Source organism: Rugamonas sp. DEMB1 (assembly GCF_029834475.1).
In the GTDB taxonomy this organism is placed as follows: Bacteria; Pseudomonadota; Gammaproteobacteria; order Burkholderiales; family Burkholderiaceae_D; genus Rugamonas; species Rugamonas rubra.
In genome coordinates this window covers 5,092,031-5,114,782 of sequence record NZ_CP122407.1, presented here as the reverse complement: position 1 = coordinate 5,114,782, position 22,752 = coordinate 5,092,031, and the positions used below count along the sequence as shown (strand labels likewise).

At 66.5% G+C, this 22,752-nt stretch carries 18 protein-coding genes, 1 tRNA gene and 3 pseudogenes; 15 read left to right on the top strand and 7 right to left on the bottom strand.

Features of this window, described 5'->3' with window-relative positions; translation table 11 throughout:
* Positions 1-912 (bottom strand): LysR family transcriptional regulator, encoded by a 912-nt coding sequence (locus tag QC826_RS23555; protein WP_093387671.1) that lies wholly within the window; start codon positions 910-912, stop codon positions 1-3.
* A gap of 92 nt (positions 913-1,004) precedes the next feature.
* Here QC826_RS23555 and QC826_RS23550 point away from each other — a divergent pair, with 92 nt between their 5' ends.
* From QC826_RS23550 to QC826_RS23530, 5 genes are all read left to right on the top strand, one after another.
* A complete protein-coding gene (locus tag QC826_RS23550; RefSeq protein ID WP_279762701.1) occupies positions 1,005-1,718 on the top strand; it encodes a histidine phosphatase family protein in 714 nt (237 codons plus the stop codon).
* A gap of 88 nt (positions 1,719-1,806) precedes the next feature.
* Positions 1,807-3,039 (top strand): acyl-CoA dehydrogenase family protein, encoded by a 1,233-nt coding sequence (locus tag QC826_RS23545; RefSeq protein ID WP_279762700.1) that lies wholly within the window; start codon positions 1,807-1,809, stop codon positions 3,037-3,039.
* Positions 3,040-3,154: 115 nt separating this feature from the next.
* Entirely contained in the window at positions 3,155-3,646 is a 492-nt protein-coding gene (locus QC826_RS23540; protein ID WP_279762699.1) for a cache domain-containing protein, read from the top strand.
* Positions 3,647-3,677: 31 nt separating this feature from the next.
* On the top strand, positions 3,678-4,175 hold the full coding sequence (locus QC826_RS23535) for a cache domain-containing protein (RefSeq protein WP_279762698.1): 498 nt from the start codon (positions 3,678-3,680) through the stop codon (positions 4,173-4,175).
* The gene (locus QC826_RS23530) at positions 4,172-6,154 is read left to right on the top strand and encodes an ATP-binding protein (protein WP_279762697.1); all 1,983 of its coding nucleotides are present in this window, start codon (positions 4,172-4,174) and stop codon (positions 6,152-6,154) included. Before QC826_RS23535 ends, QC826_RS23530 begins: the two co-directional genes overlap by 4 nt.
* Before the next feature lie 85 nt (positions 6,155-6,239).
* Here QC826_RS23530 and QC826_RS23525 read toward each other — a convergent pair whose 3' ends face one another.
* A complete protein-coding gene (locus tag QC826_RS23525) occupies positions 6,240-7,073 on the bottom strand; it encodes a glutaminyl-peptide cyclotransferase (protein WP_279762696.1) in 834 nt (277 codons plus the stop codon).
* A gap of 4 nt (positions 7,074-7,077) precedes the next feature.
* Positions 7,078-7,620 (bottom strand): gamma carbonic anhydrase family protein, encoded by a 543-nt coding sequence (locus QC826_RS23520; protein ID WP_279762695.1) that lies wholly within the window; start codon positions 7,618-7,620, stop codon positions 7,078-7,080.
* 97 nt (positions 7,621-7,717) lie between these two features.
* Here QC826_RS23520 and QC826_RS23515 point away from each other — a divergent pair.
* The 3 genes and pseudogenes from QC826_RS23515 to QC826_RS23505 all read left to right on the top strand — a co-directional run.
* A pseudogene (locus tag QC826_RS23515) lies at positions 7,718-7,855 on the top strand (polysaccharide deacetylase); the annotation flags it as partial.
* Between the two features lie 224 nt (positions 7,856-8,079).
* A complete protein-coding gene (locus tag QC826_RS23510; protein WP_279762694.1) occupies positions 8,080-11,880 on the top strand; it encodes a DUF4214 domain-containing protein in 3,801 nt (1,266 codons plus the stop codon).
* A 153-nt stretch (positions 11,881-12,033) separates the two neighbouring features.
* Positions 12,034-13,500, top strand: a complete 1,467-nt coding sequence (locus QC826_RS23505) for a diguanylate cyclase domain-containing protein (protein WP_279762693.1) — start codon at positions 12,034-12,036, stop codon at positions 13,498-13,500.
* A 138-nt stretch (positions 13,501-13,638) separates the two neighbouring features.
* On the opposite strand, the gene QC826_RS23500 is transcribed toward QC826_RS23505, so the two are convergent.
* Positions 13,639-14,445 carry a substrate-binding periplasmic protein gene (locus QC826_RS23500; protein WP_279762692.1) on the bottom strand — a complete coding sequence of 269 codons (807 nt, stop codon included), beginning with the start codon at positions 14,443-14,445 and terminating at the stop codon, positions 13,639-13,641.
* A 187-nt stretch (positions 14,446-14,632) separates the two neighbouring features.
* On the opposite strand from QC826_RS23500, the gene QC826_RS23495 reads away from it, so the two are divergent.
* A complete protein-coding gene (locus tag QC826_RS23495; protein WP_279762691.1) occupies positions 14,633-15,085 on the top strand; it encodes a FlxA-like family protein in 453 nt (150 codons plus the stop codon).
* 60 nt (positions 15,086-15,145) lie between these two features.
* On the opposite strand, the gene QC826_RS23490 is transcribed toward QC826_RS23495, so the two are convergent.
* Positions 15,146-15,222, bottom strand: a tRNA-Pro gene (locus QC826_RS23490).
* A 171-nt stretch (positions 15,223-15,393) separates the two neighbouring features.
* On the opposite strand from QC826_RS23490, the pseudogene arsC reads away from it, so the two are divergent.
* Positions 15,394-15,741: pseudogene (arsC, locus tag QC826_RS23485) on the top strand (arsenate reductase (glutaredoxin)); the annotation flags it as partial.
* An 85-nt stretch (positions 15,742-15,826) separates the two neighbouring features.
* Here arsC and QC826_RS23480 read toward each other — a convergent pair.
* Positions 15,827-17,158 carry a leucine-rich repeat-containing protein kinase family protein gene (locus tag QC826_RS23480; RefSeq protein WP_279762690.1) on the bottom strand — a complete coding sequence of 444 codons (1,332 nt, stop codon included), beginning with the start codon at positions 17,156-17,158 and terminating at the stop codon, positions 15,827-15,829.
* Positions 17,159-17,344: 186 nt separating this feature from the next.
* Between QC826_RS23480 and QC826_RS23475 the strand changes: the two genes are divergently transcribed.
* Entirely contained in the window at positions 17,345-18,754 is a 1,410-nt protein-coding gene (locus tag QC826_RS23475; RefSeq protein ID WP_279766589.1) for an AAA family ATPase, read from the top strand.
* A 107-nt stretch (positions 18,755-18,861) separates the two neighbouring features.
* A complete protein-coding gene (locus tag QC826_RS23470) occupies positions 18,862-19,272 on the top strand; it encodes a hypothetical protein (RefSeq protein ID WP_279762689.1) in 411 nt (136 codons plus the stop codon).
* A gap of 124 nt (positions 19,273-19,396) precedes the next feature.
* Here the strand turns inward: QC826_RS23470 and ispB are convergent, their stop codons facing one another.
* Positions 19,397-20,386 carry an octaprenyl diphosphate synthase gene (gene ispB / locus QC826_RS23465; protein WP_279762688.1) on the bottom strand — a complete coding sequence of 330 codons (990 nt, stop codon included), beginning with the start codon at positions 20,384-20,386 and terminating at the stop codon, positions 19,397-19,399.
* 293 nt (positions 20,387-20,679) lie between these two features.
* Between ispB and rplU the strand changes: the two are divergent.
* The 3 genes and pseudogenes from rplU to obgE all read left to right on the top strand — a co-directional run bounded on the left by rplU (position 20,680) and on the right by obgE (position 22,511).
* Positions 20,680-20,992 (top strand): annotated as a pseudogene (rplU, locus tag QC826_RS23460) (50S ribosomal protein L21).
* A 39-nt stretch (positions 20,993-21,031) separates the two neighbouring features.
* Complete coding sequence (gene rpmA, locus QC826_RS23455; RefSeq protein WP_093387645.1) at positions 21,032-21,304, top strand: 50S ribosomal protein L27; 273 nt, start codon at positions 21,032-21,034, stop codon at positions 21,302-21,304.
* Positions 21,305-21,401: 97 nt separating this feature from the next.
* Positions 21,402-22,511 carry a GTPase ObgE gene (gene obgE, locus QC826_RS23450; RefSeq protein ID WP_279762687.1) on the top strand — a complete coding sequence of 370 codons (1,110 nt, stop codon included), beginning with the start codon at positions 21,402-21,404 and terminating at the stop codon, positions 22,509-22,511.
* Positions 22,512-22,752 lie beyond the last annotated feature (241 nt).

The following is a 22,752-nucleotide window of genomic DNA, read 5'->3' as shown; positions in this document are numbered from 1 at the left end:
CTAGCCCGGCAGCGCGCCGACCGCCTCGATGACGCGCTGGCGCAGCCAGGCGTTGGCCGGGTCGGTGTCGACGTTGGCGTGCCAATACAGGTGCACGTCCAGGCCCGGCATGGGCAGGGGGAAGGGCAGCATCTGGTTGTCGAACTGCTGGTTGACCACGCGCGCCAGGCGTTCCGGCATGGTCAGCAGCAGGTCGGTTTGGCTGACCACGCGGCAGGCGGCGTAGTAGTGCTGGCAGCGCAGCTTGACGCGGCGCTGCAAACCGAGCCGGCTCAGCTCCACGTCCTCCAGTCCCGGCCCACGGCGGCGCGAGCTGGCCAGGATGTGCTCCTGGCGCAGATAGCCGTCCAGGTCCAGCGCGCCCCGCACGGCGGGGTGGCCGTGGCGGGCCAGCACCACCGTCTGGTCCATCACCAGCTGGGTGTGGCGGATCTCCGGCGACAGCGGCAGCAGCACGTCGATGGCGGCGTCCAGGGTGCCGCCGGCCAGCTCGCTCTCGAGCTCGCGGCGGCCGACCTGCAGCGCGTTCAGGCCGACGCCGGCCGCCTGCGCGGCGATGCCGGCCATCAGCGGCGGCAGCATGGTCGCCTCCAGCACGTCGCGCAGCGCCAGCGTGAAGCTGCGCGTGCTGCTGGCCGGGTCGAAGCGCTCGGCGCCGTTCAAGGTCAGCTCGAAGCCGCGCAGCGACTGGCGCACCGGCTCGATCATGCTGCGCGCCAGCGGCGTGGGCACCATCACGTGGCCCTGGCGCTCGAACAGCGGGTCGTCGAACAACTGGCGCAGCCGGCCCAGCGCGTGGCTGATGGCCGGCTGGGTCAGGTTCATCTTCAGGCTGGCGCGGGTCAGGCTGCCCTCGGAGTAGATCGCCTCGAAGACGATGAACAGGTTCAGGTCGACTCTGGATATATGCATGGCATTTATAGTTCCGCATTAATACTATTCATTTGATGAATTATAGTCGCGGCGGTATGCTATGGCTTATTCTTCAGCAGACGAGACGAGCAATGGGACATATCTATCTGGTGCGCCACGGCCAGGCCTCCTTCGGCAGCGCCAACTACGACCAGCTGTCGCCGCTGGGCTACGAGCAGACGCGCCTGCTGGGCCAGTGGTTCGCCAATTGCCGCCAGGGCTTCGGCCGCGTCGTCACGGGCGGCATGCAGCGCCACCGCCAGAGCGCCGACAGCTGCCTGGCCGAGCTGCCGCGCGCGCTGCTGCTGGAGACCGAGTGGCAGACCGACGCCGGCTTCGCCGAGTTCGACCACCACCAGGTGCTGCTGCGCTTGTGTCCCGAGTTCGCCGACCCGGCCGAGTTCAAGCAGATGATGGCGGCCCGGGAGCAGCCGCTGCGCGCCTTCGAGCAGCTGTTCCGCGACGCCATGGCGCGCTGGATGGGCGGCGCCCACGACCACGACTACGACGAGAGCTGGCCGGCCTTCCGCGCCCGCTGCGTGGCCGCCTTCGAGCGCCTGTGCGCGCAGACCCAGGCCGACGGCGTGCAGAACTGCATCGTGTTCACCTCCGGCGGCACCATCTCCGCGCTGGTGCAGCACGTGCTGGGGCTGGACGACCAGCAGGTGGTGGAGCTGAGCATGGGCATGGTCAACGGCGCCGTCAGCAAGGTGCTGCACCGGCCCGGCCAAACCAGCCTGGCCTACCTGAACAACTACGCCCACCTGGAGTGGCTGGGCGAAGCGGGCAGCGTCACCTACCGCTAGCCCACCCAATTTCCGATGTGACCGAGGCGCCCCGGGCGGGGCGCCAAGGCCCCCCTACGTCCGCATTTTCCACCCACAGGAGCAGCACATGGACTTCGACTACAGCCCCAAGGTACAGCAGTTGCAGGCACGCCTGAACGCCTTCATGGACCAGCACATCTACCCGAACGAGGCGCGCTTCCACGCCGAGATCGAGGCCAACCGCGCCGCCGGCGACGCCTGGCTGCCGACCCGTGTGATGGAGGAGTTGAAGGAGCTGGCGCGCGCCGCCGGCCTGTGGAACCTGTTCCTGCCCGAGTCCGAGCTGGGCGCCGGCTTGACCAATCTGGAATACGCGCCGCTGTGCGAGATCATGGGCCGCGCCTTGTGGTCGGCCGAGGCCTTCAACTGCTCGGCGCCGGACACCGGCAACATGGAGGTGCTGGCGCGCTACGGCAGCGCCGAGCAGCAGCGCCAGTGGCTCGAACCGCTGCTGGCCGGCCGCATCCGCTCCTGCTTCGCCATGACCGAGCCGGCGGTGGCCTCGTCGGACGCCACCAACATCGAGAGCAGCATCGTGCGCGACGGCGACGAGTACGTCATCAACGGCCGCAAGTGGTGGTCGTCCGGCGGCGGCGATCCGCGCTGCCAGGTGTTCGTCTTCATGGGCAAGACCGATCCGAACCACCCCAGCCGCCACCAGCAGCAGTCGATGATCCTGGTGCCGCGCGCCACGCCGGGCGTGACCATCGAACGCCAGTTGCCGGTGTTCGGCTTCGACGACGCGCCGCACGGCCACTCCGAGATCGTCTTCGACAACGTGCGCGTGCCGGTGGCCAATCTGTTGCTGGGCGAGGGGCGCGGCTTCGAGATCGCCCAGGGCCGCCTCGGCCCCGGCCGCATCCACCACTGCATGCGCCTGATCGGCCTGGCCGAGCGCGCGCTCGAGCACATGTGCCGCCGCTCGCTGGGCCGGGTCGCCTTCGGCAAGCCGCTGGCGCAGCAGGGCGTCACGCTCGAGCGCATCGCCGAGGCGCGCATCCTGATCGACCAGGCGCGCTTCCTGGTGCTCAACGCGGCGCACATGATGGACACGGTGGGCAACAAGGTGGCGGCCAAGGAGATCGCCATGATCAAGGTGGCGGCGCCGAACATGGCCTGCCGGGTGATCGACTGGGCCATCCAGGCGCAGGGCGGCGGCGGCATGAGCGACCCCTTCCTGGCGCCGGCCTACGCGGCGGCCCGCTCGCTGCGCCTGGCCGACGGCCCCGACGAGGTGCACCGCAACCAGATCGGCAAGCTGGAGCTGGCGCGCTACCAGCCGCCGCGCGCGCCGCGCTAGGCGCGGCGCGCAACACCGGCTTGCACGATGGACTCTACTCGTTGACGTGGCATAAGATTGGTCATAGTATGGCCTGACAGCCGCATGCAATAGCGGCGCCAACCAGGAGGATGACATGCGATTGTATTTTTTCCCCGGATTGATCGTGGTTGCCGCCCTGCTCGCCGCCGGCCCGGCCCGGGCGGTCGAGCGCAGCACCGCCGACGAGGCCATCGCCTTGATCGACAAGGCGCTCGACTACATGAAGAAGAACGGCAAGGAGAAATCCATCGTCGAATTCAACAACCTGAACAGCCCGTTCAACGTCACCAGCGAGATCAACAAGAAGGGCGACCTGTATCTGTTCATGTTCGACGCCAGCAAGCCGGGCACCGGCCAGGTGGTGCACGGCAAGAATCCCAAGATCGTCGGCAAGGACGTGTCGGACATGCGCGACGCCGACGGCGTCTACCTGATCCGTGAGATCATCAAGGCCTGCAACTCGCCGGCCGGCAAGGGCTGGGTCAGCTACAAGTGGCCCAATCCGGTGACCAAGGCGGTCGAGTCGAAACAAAGCTACGTGGTGCGGATCGACGAGTACTGTCTCGGCACCGGCATCTACAAATAGGCCGGCCGGCCGGCCGCTGGTGGGAGGCACGATGGCGACAGGGCGGCGCTCCGCGTTGCGGCGGCTGATGCTGGCGGCGGCGCCGTCGGCGTTGGCGCCTGCCGTGCCGTTGTCGGCCGCGCCGGCGACGACGGCCGACAACGGCACGGCCGAACGCACGTTGGCGCTGGTGCGCCGCGCCGTCGCCCATTTGCAGCAGGTCGGCCCGCAGCGCGCCTTCGCCGACTTCTCCGATCCGCGCGGCGCCTTCGTCGACGGCACCCTGTACATCGCCGTCAACGACGCCGTCAGCGGCGTCAACTTGGCGCACGGCTTGACCCCCAAGGTGGTCGGCAACTCGCTGCTCGAACTGCAGGATAGCGACGGCGTCTTCGTCATCAAAAAACTCATCGCCGTCGGCAACAGCCCGAACCATCGCGGCTGGATCGAGTACAAATGGCCCCATCCGCTCAGCCACCAGTGGCAGCGCAAGCGCGCCTACACCGAACGGGTCGGCGGGGTGTTGATTACCAGCGGCTACTTCCCTTGAGCGCGCCGCCGCCCGCCGTGGCGCCCGCCGCCGCGCCGTCCGCCGCCACCGGCGCCACGGTGGCGGCCGCGCGGGCGCGCCGCGCCCAGTTGGCGCTGCTGCTGTGTCTGCTGCTACTGGCCGCGCTGGTGCTGGCGCAGACCTGGTGGACGGTGGCGCAGGACCGCCGCCTGACGCTTGCCTCGGCCCACAGCACCGGTCTGATCGCCGTGCGCCTGCTCGACGAGCACGCCACGCAGACGCTGCGCGACGCCGAGCGCAGGCTCGATGCGGTGGTGGCCGCCGTCGCCCGCGCCGGCCAGAAAACCCGGCTCGACGACCGCGCCGTGCGCGCCGTCGTCAGCGCCGGCCAGCAGGACGGCCGCTATCTGAACGCGCTGCAGTTCGTCAACCTGCAAGGCCTGCCCTTCGTCAACTCGGCGGCCTATCCGGCCTTCCAGTTCGACATCGTCGACCGCAGCTACGTGGCGCCGTTGCTGGCCGATCCGGCGCAGCGCGGCTCGCGTCTGGGCCACCCCTTCCAGCGCTTCTACGACCAGGCGCTGGTGCTGCCGCTGGCGCGCAACCTGTACGACGGCGCCGGCCGCCACCTCGGCATCATCTCGATCGACATCGACGTCGCCTACTTCGCCGGCGTCTACGCCCGCGTCGCCAAGGACAGCGGCGCGCTGGTGGCGCTGTTCGCCGACCGGGGCTTCGTCGTCGTCCGCACGCCGTTCGCGGCCGGCTACCTGGACCTGGACCTGGCGCGCTCGGACGTGGCGCGGCGGCTGCGCGGCGGCGCCGCCGAGGGTGTCTTCGAGGACGGCCACTTCCTCGACCTGGGCAAGGGCGAGGCGCGCCAGTACACCTACCGCAAGCTGGCCGGCTACGGCCTCAACACCGTCTTCGCGCAGCGCCTGGACGACGTGCTGGCCGGCTGGAGCCAGCGCAGCCGCGAGCGGGTCGCCTTCGCCGCCGCCGCCATCGCCCTGGCCGCCGTGCTCAGCCTGTTTTTGCTGCTGCACATGCGGCGCTTGCAGCGCTCCGAGCGCTCGCTGCGCGACAGCGTCGCGCGCCAGCAGCAGATCGAGCACGAGATCCGCGAGCTGAACGCCGGCCTGGAGCGCCGTGTCGGCCAGCGCACGCTGAACCTGGAGCAGGCCAACGCCGAGCTGGGCGAGGCGCTGCGCGCCCTGCAGGCCACCCAGCACGAGCTGCTGCGCTCGGAGAAGCTGGCCGCGCTCGGCTCGCTGGTGGCCGGCGTGGCGCACGAGCTGAACACGCCGATCGGCAACGGCATCATGATGGCCAGCTCGCTGCAGGCCAACGCCCAGCAGAGCCTGGACGAGTTGGCGGCGGCGCGGCCGAGCCGCTCGCGGCTCGAGCAGGGCCTGCAGGCCAGCGTGCAGGGCAGCGAGATCCTGCTGCGCAACCTGGTGCGCGCGGGCGAGCTGGTGCAGAGCTTCAAACAGGTCGCGGTCGACCAGGCCAGCAACCACCGGCGCCGCTTCGCGCTGTCGCGCACCATCGAGGAGGTGCTGGCCACGCTGGCGCCGATGTACCAGAAGTCGCCGTACAAGATGGTGACGTCGCTGGCGGCCGAGGTCGAGCTCGACAGCTATCCCGGCGCGCTCGGGCAGATCTTCACCAACCTGGTCAGCAACGCGCTGGCGCACGGCTTCGACGGCCGCGCCGAGGGTACCATGCGGCTATCGAGCGCGCTCGACGGCGACGGCCGGCTGTTGCTCGAATTCGCCGACGACGGCGTCGGCATGGCGCAGCAGCAGATGGAGCGGGTGTTCGACCCCTTCTTCACCACCAAGCTGGGGCAGGGCGGCTCCGGCCTGGGCATGCACATCGTCTACAACCTGGTGACGGCTCTGCTGGGCGGCAGCATCGCGTTGCACAGCGCGCCCGGCCAAGGCTGCCGGGTCTGCATCGTGCTGCCGCTGGCCGCGCCCGAGTTTTCCGTCGAGCCGGCCGCGCCGCCGGCCTGAGGCGCGCGCTTGTGCGCGCGGCGCAACAGCTTGCTTTTTTGCATATTCCGCCCTCGTGGCGAGCGAGGCGCATATCGAATCTGAATCAGTGGCGGGGCGCCGGCTTGGCCGGCGCCACCAGGCGGATCTCGTACAGCTTCGGCCACAGCTTGCCGGTGACAAACAGGCGCTTGCCGGCGCCGTCGTAGGCGATGCCGTTGAGCACGTCCGGGTTGGCGCCGGCGCGCTCCTTGGCGCCCAGCAGGCCGGCCAGGTCGATCCAAGCCACCACCTTGCCGCTGGCCGGGTCGATGCGGGCGATGCGGTCGGTCTGCCAGATGTTGGCGTAGATCTCGCCCTCGACCCATTCCAATTCGTTGAGCTGGTCGAGCGGCCGGCCGTCGGCCGTCACGCGCAGGCGGCGTTGCTCCCGCAGCGTTTGCGGATCGAGGAAGCGCAGCTCGGCGCTGCCGTCGCTCATGATGATGGCGCGGCCGTCCTGGGTCAGTCCCCAGCCCTCGCCCTTGTAGTCGAACAACTGCTGCACGGCGAAGCTGTCCTGGTCGAGCACGTAGCCCAGCTCGGACTGCCAGGTCACGCCGACCAGGCGCTTGTTCCAGTGGGTGATGCCCTCGCCGAACACGGCCGGCGACAAGTTGGTCTGCTGCAGCACCTCGCCCGTCTCCAATCTGACCTTGCGCACCGACGAGCGGCCCTGCAGGCCGGTGCTCTCGTACAGCACGCCCTGGTCGTAGAACAGGCCTTGGGTGAAGGCGTTGGCGTCGTGCGGATAGGCGTGCACCACCTCGTAGCGGTAGACCGGGATGGTCGAGGCCGGGGAGGGCGCGCGCGAGGCGGCGCCGGCGACGTGGGCCAGGGCCAGCAGGCCCAGCAGCTTGAGCAGGAAGGCGCCGGCGGCGCGCGGCGAGGGCGCTCGCATGGTCCTAGCCGCGCGCCGGCGTGGCCTGGTAGTTGTTCTTCACGCGCACATAGTGCTCGGCCGAATATTGCAGATAGGCGATCTCGTCGGCGCTCAGCGCGCGCAGCTTGACGGCCGGCCGGCCGACGTACAAGTGGCCGCTCTGCAACACCTTGCCCGGCGGCACCAGGCTGCCGGCGCCGACCATCACGTGGTGCTCGACCACGACGTCGTCCATGATGATGGAGCCCATGCCGATCAGGCAGGCATCGCCGATGCTGCAGCCGTGCAGCTGCACGCCGTGGCCGATGGTCACGTAGTTGCCGATGGTCAGAGGCGAGCCGTCCGGCTTGGCCGCGTTCTTGTGCGACACATGGCCCATGGTGAAGTCCTGGATGTTGCTGCTGTGGCCGATGGTGATGCGGTTGACGTCGCCGCGCAGCACCGCGTTGCACCAAACCGAGCTGTGGTCGCCGATGCGCACGTCGCCGATGACGGCGGCGCTGTCGTGCAGATAAACCTGTTCGCCGATGACGGGGAAGCTGTCGAGGTAGGGGCTGAGTGGCATGGTGCTCGCTTGATGTGTGGATGGGAAAGGGCGCCGCGCGGACCGGGCCGGCGCGGCGCTGCCAGTGTAGCCGAGGCTTGCCTTTCGCGCAAAACGGCCGGAGATGGTGCGCGCCTGGGACCAGTTCCTGACCCACGCGAGAAGCAAGGCCGGCGTGGCCTTCCTGCGCAGGGACGAGATCGCCCGCCACGCGCTGGCCAGCCCGCTGACCCCGCGCGAGGGCGAGACCCTGTAGCGGCGGCGGGCCGACAGCGTGCCGCCGGGCGAGCAGGCCGAGCGCTGATTTCCCCGGTTCCTCCCTGCTTCCCTGCGCGGCGTCAAGGCCGGCCGGCCGCACTGGAAGTTGCTCAAACAAAATGTTAAGATTCGCGTCACCTTGCGTCTTGGCACATTTTCTTGCTGCGTTGCTAGTTCGCGAGCGGAGCCGGTGCCGACGTCTTTCATGAGATGAGGAACCGTATGCAACACTCCATTCCGCTGCCGGCCCCGCGCGTCGACGCGCCCGTCGGCGACGACAAGCTTGGCGCCGTTCGACCGCTGGCCGCCGCCCTGCCCAGCGCGCCGGCGAGCCAATTTTTCGAGGCGGCGACGCCGGACCAGAACCACAGCGGCAGCCTGTCGCTGGACGGCCTCACCTACAGCGCCGACGGCTCGGCGAACGTCGACGTGATCCGCGTGCGCGACGTGTTCGACACCACCTTCGAGATGTTCGAAGGCAAGGCCATCACCAGCAACACCCACGTCGGTTTCGATGTCAGCTACTTCCAGTTCTCCGCCGACAATCCGGCCGACCAGTTCAAGTTGAACCGGCTCGCCGCCAACGCCGGCGAACCCGGCCGAGGCTATGCCCAGAGGTACAGCATCACCGGCTTGAGCGGCGGCGCCACGGTGGTCGAGGTCACGCTCGATCTCGGCGAGTCCGCCACCTACGGCAGCGGCGACCAGGCGATCGTCTACGAACGCGACTCCGACCACTACAACGGCGGCCGCCTGCACTTCGGCGCCGCCTGGAACAAAATCGACACCGTACGCTTCAGCGGCCAAGATGGCGCCACCGCGCTGACACTCGATTCGATCCGCCTGGTGGCGCCCGTGGCGCCGGCGGCCATCAGCGGCGCCGGCTACGATGCCGCCAGCGGCGTGCTCAGCGTCAGCGGCAGCGGCCTGCACGCCGGCGACGGCATCGACACCGGCAAGCTCAGCCTGACGGGCCAGGGCGGCGCCAGCTATGTGCTCACCAGCGACAACGTCGGCGCCGACAGCGACACCGGCTTTAGCATCACCCTCAACGCCGTCGACCGGCTGCACGTCAACGGCTTGCTCAACCTGGCCGGCACGGCGGCCGTCGACGGCGGCGGCTTCGCCCTGTCGGCCGCCGCCGGCTGGAACCAGGCCGCCGCCGGCAGCGCCGACGTCGGCGAAAACGTCGTCACCGTGGCCAATGTGCGCGCGCCGGCCATCGGCGGCGCCCGCTACGACGCCGCCAGCGGCGTGCTCAGCGTCAGCGCCAGCGATCTGGTCAAGCTCGCCGGCGCCGGCAACGACATCGTGGCGGCCAAGCTGACGCTGAGCGGCGAGGGCGGCCAGCACTACACGCTGAGCGACACGGCCAATGTCGAGGTCGACTCGGCCGACGGTTTCAGCCTGACCCTGTCGGCCCACGACCGGGCCGCGCTGAACCTGCTGCTCAACCAGAACGGCGCCAGCGCCAGCGGCGGCGCCGGCTTCGGCCTGTCGGCCGGCGCCGGCTGGAACGGCATCGTCGGCGCAGGCGACCACAGCGTCGCCGGGCAGACGCTGACGGTCAGCAATGTGGCCGTGCCGGCCATCGGCGCCGTCAGCTACGCCGCCGCCAGCGGCACGCTGAGCGTCGGCGGCAGCGGCTTCCTGTCGCGCGCCGGCGCCGCCAACGATATCGTCGCCAGCAAGTTCACGCTGAGCGGCACGGGCGGCGTCAGCTACACGCTGAGCGATAGCGCCGATGTCGACGTCAGCGGCGGCGGCAGTTTCACGCTGGTCCTGTCGGTCGCCGACCGCGCCGCCGTCAACCAGCTGCTCGAGCACAACGGCGCCGCCAGCTGGAGCCTGGCCGTCGCCGAGGGCTGGGCCGCCGGCGCCGGCGCCGGCGTGCCGGTGGCCGACTCGAGCGCGCACCCGGTCACGCTGACGGGCCGCAGCGCGCCGACGCTGGGCGCCTTCGCCGGCGCCGTCGCCAGCACCGACGAGGATGTGCAGCAGGAAGTCACGCTGGCCCAACTGCTGGCCGCCGGCAACGCCGCCGACAGCGACGGCGGCGTCGACGCCTTCGTCGTGCGCGCCGTCGCCAGCGGCCAGCTGCGTCTGGGCGCCAGCGCCGCCACGGCTACCGCCTGGAGCGCCGGCGGCAACGACGTGATCGACGCCGGCCACCATGCCTACTGGACGCCGGCCGCCAACGCCAACGGCGGCGCCGTCGACGCCTTCAGCGTGGTGGCGCGCGACAACGACGGGCTCAGTTCGCCCACGCCGGTCGTGCTGGCCTTGCGGGTCGACGCCGTCAACGATCTGCCGACCGGCGCCGTGACCATCGGCGGCCGTGCCGTCGCCGGCCAGAGCCTGACGGCGCTGTCGGCGCTGGCCGACGCCGACGGGCTCGGCGTGCTGCACTATCAATGGCAGGCCAACGGCGTCGATATCGACGGCGCCACCGGGGCCGAGCTCCTGCTCGGCAACACCCTGCTCGGCAAGACGATCCGGGTCGTCGCCGCCTACACCGACCTGCAGGGCCATGCCGAGCAGGTCAATTCGGCCGCCAGCGACGCCGTGGCGGCCGCTGCGCCGCCACGGCCGCCGGCGCCCGATCCGCAACCCGATCCCGCGCCGCCGTTGATCGATGGCGTCCGCGTCGACAGCAGCGCCAGGTTCGACAGCGCCGGACACTTCGTCACCACCCTGAGCGTGGCGCCGGTCGGCGCCGAGCGCCAGGACGATCACAGCACGCCCAACCAGGCGCTGGCCGACATTCCCCTGGCGCAGGGCGATGCCGGCACGCTGCTGATGGCCAGCCTGTCGGCCGGCCTGGGCTTGTCGTCCGATAGCATCCACGCCGGCGGCGTGCGCGAGCAATTGATCGCCGGCGCCGAGCCGCGCTTGAACCACGTCGGCCAGCTGGCGCGCATCGTCGGCGACGGCATCGACCAGTATCTCGCCGGCCTGCACGATCAAAGCCAGGTGACGGTGCGCGCCTTGACCTTGACGGCGGCGGACGGCGCCGGCAACGGCGCGGCCCCCACCTTGCTTATCAGCGGCGCCAGCGGAACCGGCAACGCCGATCCGCTGCATCCGCTACGCCAGGAAGCCCTGGTGATCGACACGTACCAGCTGCCGGCCGGCGCGGTGCTGCAACTGGAGCAGGTCGAATTCGCCGTGGTCATCGGCGCCGGAAATGTGCGTGGCAGCGCCGGCGACACCTTCGCCATCGGCGACGACGGCCAGCAAGTATTCCGCTTCGGCAGCGTTCCGACCGGCCGTGCGGCGCTGCCGGCCGAAGGTGCCGCCGTGCCGGCCGGCGCCGGCGATTATCGCTACGAGGTGCATGGCGGCGGCGGCGGCGACCAGGTCTACACCCAGGGCGGCGGCGACAAGCTGTATGGCGACGAAGGCAATGACCGTCTGTATAGCGGCGCCAACGACGACCTGCTGTGCGGCGGCGCCGGCGCCGACCTGCTGCTGGGCGGCAAGGATAACGATACCGCCGTGTTCGCCGGCAAGCGCGGCCAATATCAGCTGAGCCAGCAGTTCGGCGTTTTCACCGTGCGCGACCTGAGCGGCGCCGAAGGGACGGACACGCTGGTCAACGTCGAACACCTGCGGTTTGCCGACGAGCTTGTCGACATTGGCAGCCGGACGGCTTCGCTGTCGTCGATCGCCACCTTGTACCGGCAGGTGCTGGGACGGCAGGCCGATCTGGCCGGTTTCCAGCACTGGGCCGAGGCGTCCAGCCTGGGCATGTCGGACGGCAACATCGCGCTCGGCTTCCTGCGCTCGACCGAGTTGCAGGAGCGTACGCATGTCCAGTTCGACGCCTTGGATACGGCCGGCAAGGTCGACTTCCTCTACCAGAACCTGCTTGGCCGCGTGGCCGAAAGCGCCGGCAAGGTATTCTGGATGGATGCGCTGAAGCAGGGTGTCGCCCTGGACGAGGTGGCCAACGGCTTTGTCCATTCGGTCGAGTTGAGCGGCCAGTACCTGGCGCCGCAGGGCTGGGATTTCTTCGTCTGAGAGTTTTCTCTTCATCAGTTTTCCACCACAGGCTTCGTTGTTGCAATGGACTGAAGTTTTTAAAAGGGCAAGAATCCGCGACGAAGTTTGCTACACTGAATTCTCTCCAAATCTAACACTTTCTTCGGCGCGTGGCGGGGTGCGGACATGGATTTGACGTCGAATTCCGAGGTGATGCTGTCGACGGCCGGCGCCGGGTTGCGCGCGCAGCGGCTGGCCGGCGCCGTGCTGCTGTTGTCGCTGCTGGTGTTCGGCGCGCTGGTGCCGTTCGCCAAGCTGCCGCTGGCGCCGGTGTGGGCCTTCATTCCCTGCTACGAATCGATGCTGTTGATCAGCGACCTGATCACGGCGGTGTTGTTGCTCGGCCAGGTGCGCAGCACGCGCAGCCGGGGCGTGCTGGCGCTGGCCTGCGGCTATTTCTTCACGGCCGGCATGACCGTGGTGCACGCCCTGAGCTTCCCCGGCCTGTTCTCCGCCACCGGCCTGCTGGGCGCCGGAGCGCAATCGACGGCCTGGCTGTACATGTTCTGGCACGGCGGCTTTCCCCTGTTCGTGCTGGCCTACGCCCGCCTGCAGGGCGCCGAGCTGCGCATGCGGCCGGGGCCGCGTCCCTTGTACCGCGCCATCCTGCGTTGTGTGCTGCTGACGCTGTTGCTGGTGGCGGCGTTGGGCGCGCTGGCCACCGTCGGCCACGACCGCTTGCCCGTCATCATGGTCAAGCAACGCTACGCCCCCGCCTTGACCGTCGTGGTCAGCGCCGTCTGGTCGTTCAGCGTGTTCGCCCTGTTCGCCGTCTGGCGCAAGCGGCAGCGCAGCATGCTCGACCTGTGGCTGATGGTGGTGATGTGCGCCTGGCTGATCGACATCGCTCTGTCGGCGCTGTTCAACGGCGCCCGTTTCGACCTGGGCTTCTACGCCGGCCGCATCTACGGCCTGCTGGCGGCCAATTTCGTGCTGATGATGCTGATGGTCGAGAACGGCACGCTGTACCTGAACCTGAGCCGCATGGCCGACGAGTTGCGCCAGTTGAGCATGCTCGACACCCTGACCGGCATCGCCAACCGGCGCCAGTTCGACGCCGCCATCGCGGCCGAATGGCGGCGCGCCCTGCGCGGCGGCGCGCCGCTGTCGCTGCTGATGCTCGACATCGATTTCTTCAAATGCTACAACGACGCCTACGGCCACGTCGCCGGCGACGGCTGCCTGCACCGGGTGGCGCAGCTGCTGGCGGCGGCGGCGCGGCGGCCCGGCGAACTGGCGGCGCGCTACGGCGGCGAGGAGTTCGCCGTGCTGCTGCCCGGCATGGACGGCGCGGCGGCGCTGGCCTTCGCCCAAGGCGTCTGCCGCGCACTGGCCGAGCTGGGCATCGAGCACGCGCACTCGGCCGCCGCCGGCCACGTCACGGTGAGCATCGGCGTGGCCAGCGTCGACGCCGCTTCGGCGCCCGGCGGCGGCCACCCGGACGGCGCGGCGGCGGAAGCGGCCGCGCCGCTGCGCTTGGTCGAGGCGGCCGACCTGGCCCTGTACGCGAGCAAGACGGGCGGGCGCGACCGGGCGACGCTGGCGCCGCCGCTGTGGGCGGCGGCCGGCCTGAAGTGCGCGGCGACCCTGCCGGCTTAGCCGGGGCGGGGCGCGCTGCGTCAAATTATCGGCGAGTGGGCGGCCGTGCGCGTGGATGCGCTCGCCCTCCCGCAGTTGCCGGCCGTTGGCGCCAAGTTGACGCCGGATCGGCGCCATCGAGCGGCGTCGGCGTCTTTGCTAGCCGCGTGGACGCAGGCTGCTCGCCAGGATGTTGGCGGGGTAGTAGCGTTTGTAGCTGTTCCACAGCGCGCCCGATTGCGCGGCCGCCGTCAGGATGCGCGCCAGTTCGTTCTGGTCCGCCTCGCTCAGGCTGGATTTGGACAGGTAGACGCCGGTGTCCATCCAGTCCAGCTCCTCGACCGGCTCGATGCGCAGCCGTTCCAGCAGGCCGGCCAGGCGCTTGTCGCCGAGAATGGCGCCGGCCAGCACGGTCGGCGTCATCACGGCCGCGTCGGCGATGCCGGCGTTCAACAGGCGCGCCACGTGTTCCGCGTCGACCTCGATGAACAGGCGGCCGCCCTGGCTCGCTTCGCTCAGGAAGCGCTGGTAGGGCGCGCCGTAGTCGAAGCCGCGCACCACCGCCGTGCGCCGGGGCCGGCCCATCAACTGCGCCAGCGAGCGCACCGGCTCGTACTTGGCATCGACCGTGATCACCGTCGCGCGCGCCTGGATCATGGGAATGAAAATGCCGTGCTGGTCGCGCCGCGCCGTGCGTGGCGCCGGCAGCAGCATGTCGGCCGTTCCCGCCTCGAACATCGCTTCCAGGCGGGCGCGCGGCACGGGCTTGAAAATGAACTGGCAGTTGGCCCGCTTGCCCGCCGCCGCCAACATGTCCGGATAGATGCCGCCCACCTCCTGCCCGCTGACGACGACCGATAGGCCGGCCGGCGCCACCGGGACCAGGATCGGACGGGAACAGTCGGCCATGGCGTGGCCGGCTTTGACGAGCAGTAGGGTGGCGGCGAGGAGGCGCTGAATCTTCATGTTGGTTTGAATGTGAGTCACGAAAAGTTTTGCGCAGCTGGGACGGTTGCGCTGCGGCGATCTTGCAAACTCTAACTCAACTGTTTGCCGGTGTCAGAATATGTTGCGAGGGCACAAAGTGTGGTGGTGGAATGTTGGCGCTGGTGCGTCGAGGTATTTTGTTGTTATTGAGTTCACATGGATATTTTTGCAAATCGCGCTGACATTTTCGGATACCGGTTACCATTCAATTGTGCCATTTGGTATTTTTTACATGGGAAGGGAGGCGGAGATGGTAAGGGCTCTAGGATCGAGTACGGTAGCTGCCGGTAGTGCTTCGAATAGCGGCAGTGCGATTGCCGGCCTGCAAAAGAAAATGGGCGAGCTGATGAAGGAGCTGCGCGATGCGACCAAGGACACCAGCCCCGGCGCGAAGGAGCGGCTGAAGCTGTTGCAGGTGCAGATACAGGCGCTGCAATCGCAGATCCAGCAATTGCAATCGGCCGATGCGCAGAAAGCCGCGTTGGAACAGCTGAAGCTGCAGCAGGACTCGGCCGCCAGCGCCAAGCGGCAGAGCGAGCCGGCCGCCGGCAGCGCCGCTGCCGAACGGGCGAAATCGAAGCACTCCATGGTGGGCAGTGTCGTCGATACGACCGCGTAATCGAAGCGGGTCGATTTTGCAGGGGCCGGTCGGCCAGGACATTGACTTCATGTGGATGATTGGTCGGGGTGAGAGGATTCGAACCTCCGGCCTCTGCGTCCCGAACGCAGCGCTCTACCAGGCTGAGCCACACCCCGACTAGACGATAATTAAACCAGATTTTTGTGGCTTTTTCAACCATGTTGGGGCGCGTTCCGGCGCCGGCCGGCGCGGCGCGGTCCAGCCTTGTGTTTTCAGGCCGCTTCCATTATGGTTTCGGCCAATCCGCCGCGCGCCGGCGCGGCCCCCAGCACAAGGAAACCCGCACCATGACCGTCACCATCTACCACAATGCCGCCTGCGGTACCTCGCGCAACACCCTGGCCATGATCCGCGAGGCGGGCATCGAGCCGTTGGTCGTCGATTATGTGAAGAACCCGCCGACGCGCGCCGGGCTGGCGCAAATGATCGCCAAGGCCGGTCTGACGCCGCGTGCCGCCATGCGCAACAAGGGCGATCTGTACAGCGAGCTGGGCTTGGCCGATCCGGCGCTGTCGGACGATGCGCTGCTCGATACGATGATGGCCCATCCCATTCTGATCGAACGGCCCTTCGTGGTGACGGACAAGGGCGTGCGCCTGTGCCGTCCGGCCGACCTGGTGCGCGAGCTGTTGCCCTAAGCTGCCGCCGGCCTGACATTCTCCCGCCTGAAACGCGACGAGCCCGCAGCTAGCGGGCTCGTCGGCAATTCGCCCGATGGGCTCAGTCTTCCCGCTGCGGGCGGGGCGAGTGCGCCCGCTTCAAGTCGGCCAGGCGCCGCTCGATCTCGCCGAACAGGGGCCGGCGCGCGCCCTCCGCGTGCAGGCAGTCGGCGCTGAGCCGGCTCAGCTGGTCCAGCGCCGGCCGGGCCGAGGCGGGCGCGTCGCTGCGGGCGATCAGCTCCTCCAGCAGACAGCCGAAGGCGCGCGCTTCGAGCCGCTGCAGCGCGCCGGCGTGGGCGCCGTCCGGGTCGAAGAAGGAGGCCGCGCCGAAGTCGCCGAGCAGGCTGCGGCCTTGCTCGCAGTGCAGGATGTTGTGGCCGTACAGGTCGCCGTGCAGGATGCCGCGCCGGTGCAGGTGGTGGACCGCCGAGGCGATGCCGTGGGCAATGCCGAGCTTGGCCGCCAGGTCGAAGCGCTTGCCGGCCGGGTAGACGTCGCGGGTGCAGCTGTCCAGGCTGGGCGGGCCGGCCAGGTTGCCGAAGCCGGGGTCGATCAATCGCATCACCAGGCCCTGGGCCTGGCCGGGATGTTCGCTCAGCTGGCCCAACACGGGGATCAGGTTGGGGTGTTCGCCGGCGCCGATGCAGGCGGCCATTTCGGCGCCGGGCAGGCCGTCGCTGGTCACCGCGCCCTTGAACAGTTTGACGGCGACGGTCTGCGCGCCGTCCTGCCGCGCCTGGTGGATGACGCCGGAGGCGCCTTCGCCCAATTGCTGCTGCAACTGCAAGCGCTGCCAGGCGATGGCGCGGTGGGGCGCGCCCGGCAGGTTGGTCGCGGCGCAGGGGTTGCCGGCGTAGGCCAACCAGCTCAGGCGCGGCAGCGCCAGCAACCAGGCCGGCAGCTCGCTCAGGCGGTTGGCGGCGATGCGCAGCAGCTCGAGCCGGGTGCAGGCGGCCATCTCGGCCGGCAGGGCGCGCAGCCGGTTGCCGGCCAACATCAGTTTTTGCAGTTGGGTGCAGCGGCCTATGCTCGCCGGCAGCGCCTCGATGCGGTTGTCGGTCAGCACCAGCCAGCGCAGCTTGGCGGGCAGCGAGGCGGCCGGCACGCGTTCGATGCGGTTGGCCTTGAAACCGATCATGCTCAGCTCGGCACAGGCGCCCAGCACGGCGGGCAGCTCGGTGAACCGGTTGTCCGAACAGAAGACGATGCGCAGCTTGCCCAGGCGCGGCAGGTCGTCGGGCAGGGCCGACAAGGCGTTGCCGGACAGGTCGAGGATTTCCAGCGTGTCGGCCAGGTCGAAGATCTCGCGGGGGAATTCGGTCAGCGCGCAGGACAGTTGCAGGCGGCGGATGCCGGCCAGTTGTCCGCAGCGGAGTTGTTCGAGGGTGTGCATCGGTGGCGGGGAGGGGCGCAAAGGACAGAGTCTACCACTGAGCGATTGCTGCGATGTTTGCTTGCACCTCCTTTGCACCGCTACACCGTGTCGATGGCCCGGGAGAGCTTTCACTCAAACGTGTACCCTGGATTTGTGCAGTAGCATAGTGATTGTCGTCGTCACAAATTGTGGCGCTGCTTGAACGTGGACATAATTGCACCCTTGTGGCATGCTCAGGCGAGCAATGATGTGGAGAAATTAATGATTGTTCAGCTAGACGTGGAAAACTGGAAGAGCTATGAGAAATCAACACTCTTCGTGGATCGACTCTCCGTATTGGTAGGTACGAATGCGAGTGGGAAATCGAATGCGCTGGATGCTTTTTCGTTGCTGAATAGGACTGCCAACGGAAGTATGCTGACGGCCGCGCTGCAAGGCGACGGCTTGTTGTCGCCTATACGTGGTGGAATTGAATGGGCGGCGAGACGGCCTGGCGACAGATTCGCGCTAGGCGTAACATGCCGTGCAGACGATATGACCGATTATGAGTATCGTGTCGACTGCCAAATCACGGAAAATCGCTGCGATATTGTAGCTGAGCAACTGCTGCGAATTAAGTACCGGCTCGGCAAGGATGGAAAACGTCGTTCACAGGTCGGAAATATTAAGCTGTTCCGCACAGATCCCTGTGCCGATGCATCGCCGACGATCATCGCGCGGCTCTATAACGAGAAGCAAGGGACGCCTCGTCAGTTAAGTCGAGCACACACCGTCCTGTTCCAGTTATATGGCCAGAAGTTACGGCAAGAGATACAAGACGGCGTTACCGCAGTGATTGAATCGTTGCGTGAGATTTTCATCCTTGATCCAATTCCATCCCATATGCGGAGCTATTCATCGCTTTCTGACCGCCTGGATTCGGATGCACGGAACATTGCGGGAGTGCTCGCGGCGTTGCCGTCCGATAAACAGTCGGAAATCGAAGGGGTTCTGACCAAATATGCTAGCCAACTGCCAGAGCGCGACATTCGGCGGGTCTATGCCGAAACAGTCGGGAAGTTCAAATCAGATGCAATGCTCTATTGTGAGGAGCGCTGGCTGGACAACAAGGAACCGCATTTGATTGATGCGCGGGGTATGTCGGATGGCACGTTGCGCTTTCTCGCAATTCTTACCGCGCTGTTGACGCGTCCGACGGGAAGCCTGCTGGTAGTTGAGGAGGTTGACAATGGCCTTCATCCGTCACGGGCAAAGTTGCTTCTTGCAATGCTGACAGACGTTGGAACGCTTCGGGGTGTCGACGTTCTCGTGACCACTCACAACCCTGCACTTCTTGATGCAATGGGGACACAAATGGTCCCGTTTATTACGGTAGCGCACCGTGACCCATCGGCAGGCTACAGCTTGCTGACTTTGCTAGAGGATGTCGCTCAGTTGCCGAAGTTACTTGCTCAGGGGCCTGTCGGCACACTTTCTAGTCGCGGCTTGATTGAGCTTGCTGTAACGGGGCGGGACCGCACTGTCAAGTTGCCGACGGTAACGCAACAGGAGCTTGATTTCTCGTCCGGTGCCGAGGTGCCTGAAATGGCTGTCCGAGCGAACGGTGCACTTTGATGAGCAAACGGGTATTGATTTTAGATACTTCGGTGCTGCTATGTTGGCTCCAAGTGCCTGGCAAGGATACCTGTGGACCGCTAGCGGATAGATGGGATAACGACAGGATGAGTCAATTGATCCTAGAAGAAACCGCCAAGGGAAGTACTTTCGTATTGCCAATCGCTACCTTGATAGAGACTGGTAATCACATTGCACAAGCTGCCGACAATAATCGCTTTCGTCGCGCTGAGCGACTCGCGGCATGCCTGCGCAGTGCCGCAGACGAGCAGAGTCCCTGGGCGGCATTTACAGATCAGTCCGCGCTTTGGCAGCCCGAGCAACTTCGCAGAGTCGCCGATGGCTGGCCGCAATTGGCGGCAGGTGGTATTAGTATTGGCGATTTCACTATCAAGGATGTTGCCGAACACTATGCGCGCGCCTCATATCACGTGGAAATCTTGACGGGCGATGCAGGACTGAAGGCATACCAACCGGTTGTTCCGATCCAGCAACCTAGAAGGCGAGGCGGTCAGTAATTCCTTGAAGGCAACTTCGGTATGCCAGCGGATTGTATTCAAAGTCTCTGCGCATGAAGAAGCAGGGCGGCGCCGTCGGCGTCGCCCTGTCGCGTTGGCGCCCTGCGCCGTCGCCTGCGGCCGCCTAGTGGGTGCGGTCGACGGCGAAGGTGGCCAGTTGCAGCAGCGATTCCTTGTAGATGCTGTCGGGCAGGTCGCTGATCGCCTCGGCGGCGCGGCGGGCGGCCGCCTCGGCCTGGCGGCGCGTGTAGTCGAGCGCGCCGCTGGTGGTGATGGCGGCCAGGATGGTGTCGAAGTGCTGCTCGTCGCCCTGCTCGATGCAGCTGCGCACCAGCTCGCGCTGTTCGGCCGTGCCGTTTTCCATCAGGTAGATCAGCGGCAGGGTCGGCTTGCCTTCGCGCAGGTCGTCGCCGACGTTCTTGCCGATCTCGGCGGCGTCGCCGGCGTAGTCGAGCACGTCGTCGATCAGCTGGAAGGCGGTGCCCAGCGAGCGGCCGTATTCGCCGGCGGCCTCGATCTGGGCGTCGTTGGCGCCGGAGATCAGGGCGCCGAGCTCGGCGGCGGCCTCGAACAGCTTGGCGGTCTTCGAGCGGATCACCTGCAGGTAGCGTTCCTGGTTGACGTCCGGATCGTGCATGTTAAGCAGCTGCAACACCTCGCCCTCGGCGATGACGTTGGTGGCGTCCGACAGGATCTGCATCACCCGCATATTGTTCAGCCCGACCATCATCTGGAAGGCGCGCGAGTAGAGGAAGTCGCCGACCAGCACCGAGGCGGCGTTGCCGAACAGGGCGTTGGCGGTGGCGCGGCCGCGGCGCAGCGACGATTCGTCGACCACGTCGTCGTGCAGCAGGGTGGCGGTGTGGATGAACTCCACCACCGACGCCAGCTCGTGGTGCGCCGTTCCCTTGTAGGAATAGGCGTTGGCGACCAGCAATACCAGCACGGGCCGGATGCGCTTGCCGCCGGCGCTGATGATGTACTCGGCAATCTGGTTGACGAGGCTGACCTCGGAGTGCAGGCTGCGGCGGATCACCTGGTTGACCGCGTCCATGTCGGCGGCGATCGTGTGGGCGATGTTGTTTTGGGTGGCGTTTTGGGTGGCGGCAGACAAGGCGAACCTGCTATAGACTATTAGGTGCGGCGATTATACGTCATGCCCCGCCTATCAGTGGCTTTTGCCTGTTATGGGCGGCAACTTCGATGGCGATCCGACCATCGGCGCGCGCCGGCGCCGGGGCAAAGTTGCCGACATACCACGACAAATCCCATTTGTGAATAGTTTTTGACGCAAATTCTCATCCCATGTATAATCACAGGTTCTCCCGTTTCGGTTCAGCAACACATGCAGGTTTGTGAGCAAACCCACGGGATGAACTTTTCTAACATTTGATGAGGTTTCAAATCATGTACGCGGTCATAAAAACCGGTGGCAAACAATACAAAGTTGTCGCTGGCGAAAAACTTAAAAGTAGAACAGATACCGGCAGACATTGGTTCCGAAATCACCATCGATCAGGTCCTCGCCGTTGGCGCGGGCGACACCATCAAGTTTGGTGCTCCATTGGTCGAAGGTGCAAAGGTACTGGTTACTGTTGTGGCACACGGTCGTCACGATAAGGTGAAGATTTTCAAGATGCGTCGTCGTAAGCACTACCAGAAGCATCAAGGCCATCGTCAGAACTACACCGAAATCCAAATCGTTTCGATCAACGGCTAATCGCTGTTTGCGACACACCAGCTAATTAAGGAGCTATAAATGGCACACAAAAAAGGCGGCGGCACAACGCGAAACGGCCGTGACTCAGAATCAAAGCGCCTGGGCGTTAAAGTCTACGGCGGTCAATCGATCAATGCCGGCGGCATCATCATTCGTCAGCGCGGCACCCCAGTGCGCGCCGGCGAAGGCGTAGGCATGGGCAAGGATCACACCCTGTTCGCGCTGATCGCAGGCAAGGTCAAGTTCGTTGTCAAGGGCGCCGGTTCGCACCAGTTCGTGACCGTCGTACCAGCGACCGTAGTACCAGCGTAATTTACGCTTCAGCGTAAAACGCACACTGTAAGGCGCAAGCCTTCAATCGAAAGGCTCTGCCCAAGGTAGAGCCTTTTTAGTTTTATGGCGGCACATTATGAAGTTTATCGACGAAGCAAAAATTGAAGTCATCGCCGGCGACGGCGGCAATGGCTGCGCCTCCTTCTGCCGTGAAAAGTTCCGACCTTTCGGCGGCCCGGACGGTGGCGATGGCGGCAAGGGCGGCAGCATCTGGGCCGTGGCCGACCGCAACATCAACACCCTGGTCGACTTCCGCTTCTCCAAGATGCACAAGGGGCGGGACGGCGAACCAGGTCGCGGCGCCGACTGCTACGGCAAGGGCGCGGACGACATCCACATGCGCATGCCGGTGGGCACGCTGATCATCGACCATCTGACCGGCGAAATCATGGCCGACCTGACCGAACACGGCCAGATCGAGCTGCTGGCCAAGGGCGGCGAGGGCGGTTGGGGCAACATCCACTTCAAATCGTCGACAAACCGTGCGCCGCGTCAAAAGACCGAGGGCAAGGAAGGCGAACGGCGCGAACTGCGCCTGGAGCTGAAGGTGCTGGCCGACGTCGGCCTGTTGGGCATGCCCAACGCCGGCAAGTCGACCTTCATCTCGGCCGTGTCGAACGCCCGGCCGAAGATCGCCGACTACCCGTTCACCACCTTGCACCCGAACCTGGGCGTGGTCCGCGTCTCGCACGAGAAGAGCTTTGTGATCGCCGACATTCCCGGCTTGATCGAAGGCGCTTCCGAGGGCGCCGGCCTGGGCCACCAATTCCTGCGCCACCTGCAGCGCACCGGTCTGCTGTTGCACATCGTCGACCTGGCGCCGTTCGAGACCAACGTCGATCCGGTCAAGGAAGCCAAGGCCCTGGTCAAGGAGCTCAAAAAGTACGACGAGTCGCTGGTCGACAAGCCGCGCTGGCTGGTCCTCAACAAGATGGACATGGTGCCCGAGGCCGACCGCAAGTCGGTGGTCAAGGACTTCATCAAGCGCTTCGCCTGGAAGCGCCCCGTGTTCGAGATCTCGGCACTGGACCACAGCGGCACGCAGGAACTGGTCAACGCCATCTATATGCACCTGGAAACCAAAAAGCACAGCGAACAGCGTGCCGAGGAAACCCAGATGACGGAAGAGGCGCGCGGCATTTCCTCGATCGATCCGGACGATCCGCGTTTCAAAATCCTCGACTAAAGCATCGGCCGCCGCGCCGCACGCCACAGGGCGCGCGCGCGGCGCTGACAAGCCGGCCCAGCTTGGTTAAAATGGGTGTAACGCCGGCCGCACTAGTGCGGCCGTTTCGCATTTTTCTCGACATAAACGGTTATCGCCGATGTATGTCATCAATGTGGCGCCGGCCCCGTTACCACGGACCCGGCCCTATAAGCGGAAGAACGGCCAGCCCGTTCCCGGCGATGTCACAGCAACGCACCAG

Coding starts and splice junctions, on each gene's coding strand:
- rpmA (WP_093387645.1), top strand. CDS start 21,032: ATGGCACACAAAAAAGGCGGCGGCACAACGCGAAACGGCCGTGACTCA.
- QC826_RS23470 (WP_279762689.1), top strand. CDS start 18,862: ATGAGTCAATTGATCCTAGAAGAAACCGCCAAGGGAAGTACTTTCGTA.
- QC826_RS23520 (WP_279762695.1), bottom strand. CDS start 7,620: ATGCCACTCAGCCCCTACCTCGACAGCTTCCCCGTCATCGGCGAACAG.
- QC826_RS23555 (WP_093387671.1), bottom strand. CDS start 912: ATGCATATATCCAGAGTCGACCTGAACCTGTTCATCGTCTTCGAGGCG.
- QC826_RS23500 (WP_279762692.1), bottom strand. CDS start 14,445: ATGAAGATTCAGCGCCTCCTCGCCGCCACCCTACTGCTCGTCAAAGCC.
- QC826_RS23510 (WP_279762694.1), top strand. CDS start 8,080: ATGCAACACTCCATTCCGCTGCCGGCCCCGCGCGTCGACGCGCCCGTC.
- QC826_RS23480 (WP_279762690.1), bottom strand. CDS start 17,158: ATGCACACCCTCGAACAACTCCGCTGCGGACAACTGGCCGGCATCCGC.
- QC826_RS23525 (WP_279762696.1), bottom strand. CDS start 7,073: ATGCGAGCGCCCTCGCCGCGCGCCGCCGGCGCCTTCCTGCTCAAGCTG.
- QC826_RS23535 (WP_279762698.1), top strand. CDS start 3,678: ATGGCGACAGGGCGGCGCTCCGCGTTGCGGCGGCTGATGCTGGCGGCG.
- obgE (WP_279762687.1), top strand. CDS start 21,402: ATGAAGTTTATCGACGAAGCAAAAATTGAAGTCATCGCCGGCGACGGC.
- QC826_RS23550 (WP_279762701.1), top strand. CDS start 1,005: ATGGGACATATCTATCTGGTGCGCCACGGCCAGGCCTCCTTCGGCAGC.
- QC826_RS23545 (WP_279762700.1), top strand. CDS start 1,807: ATGGACTTCGACTACAGCCCCAAGGTACAGCAGTTGCAGGCACGCCTG.
- QC826_RS23540 (WP_279762699.1), top strand. CDS start 3,155: ATGCGATTGTATTTTTTCCCCGGATTGATCGTGGTTGCCGCCCTGCTC.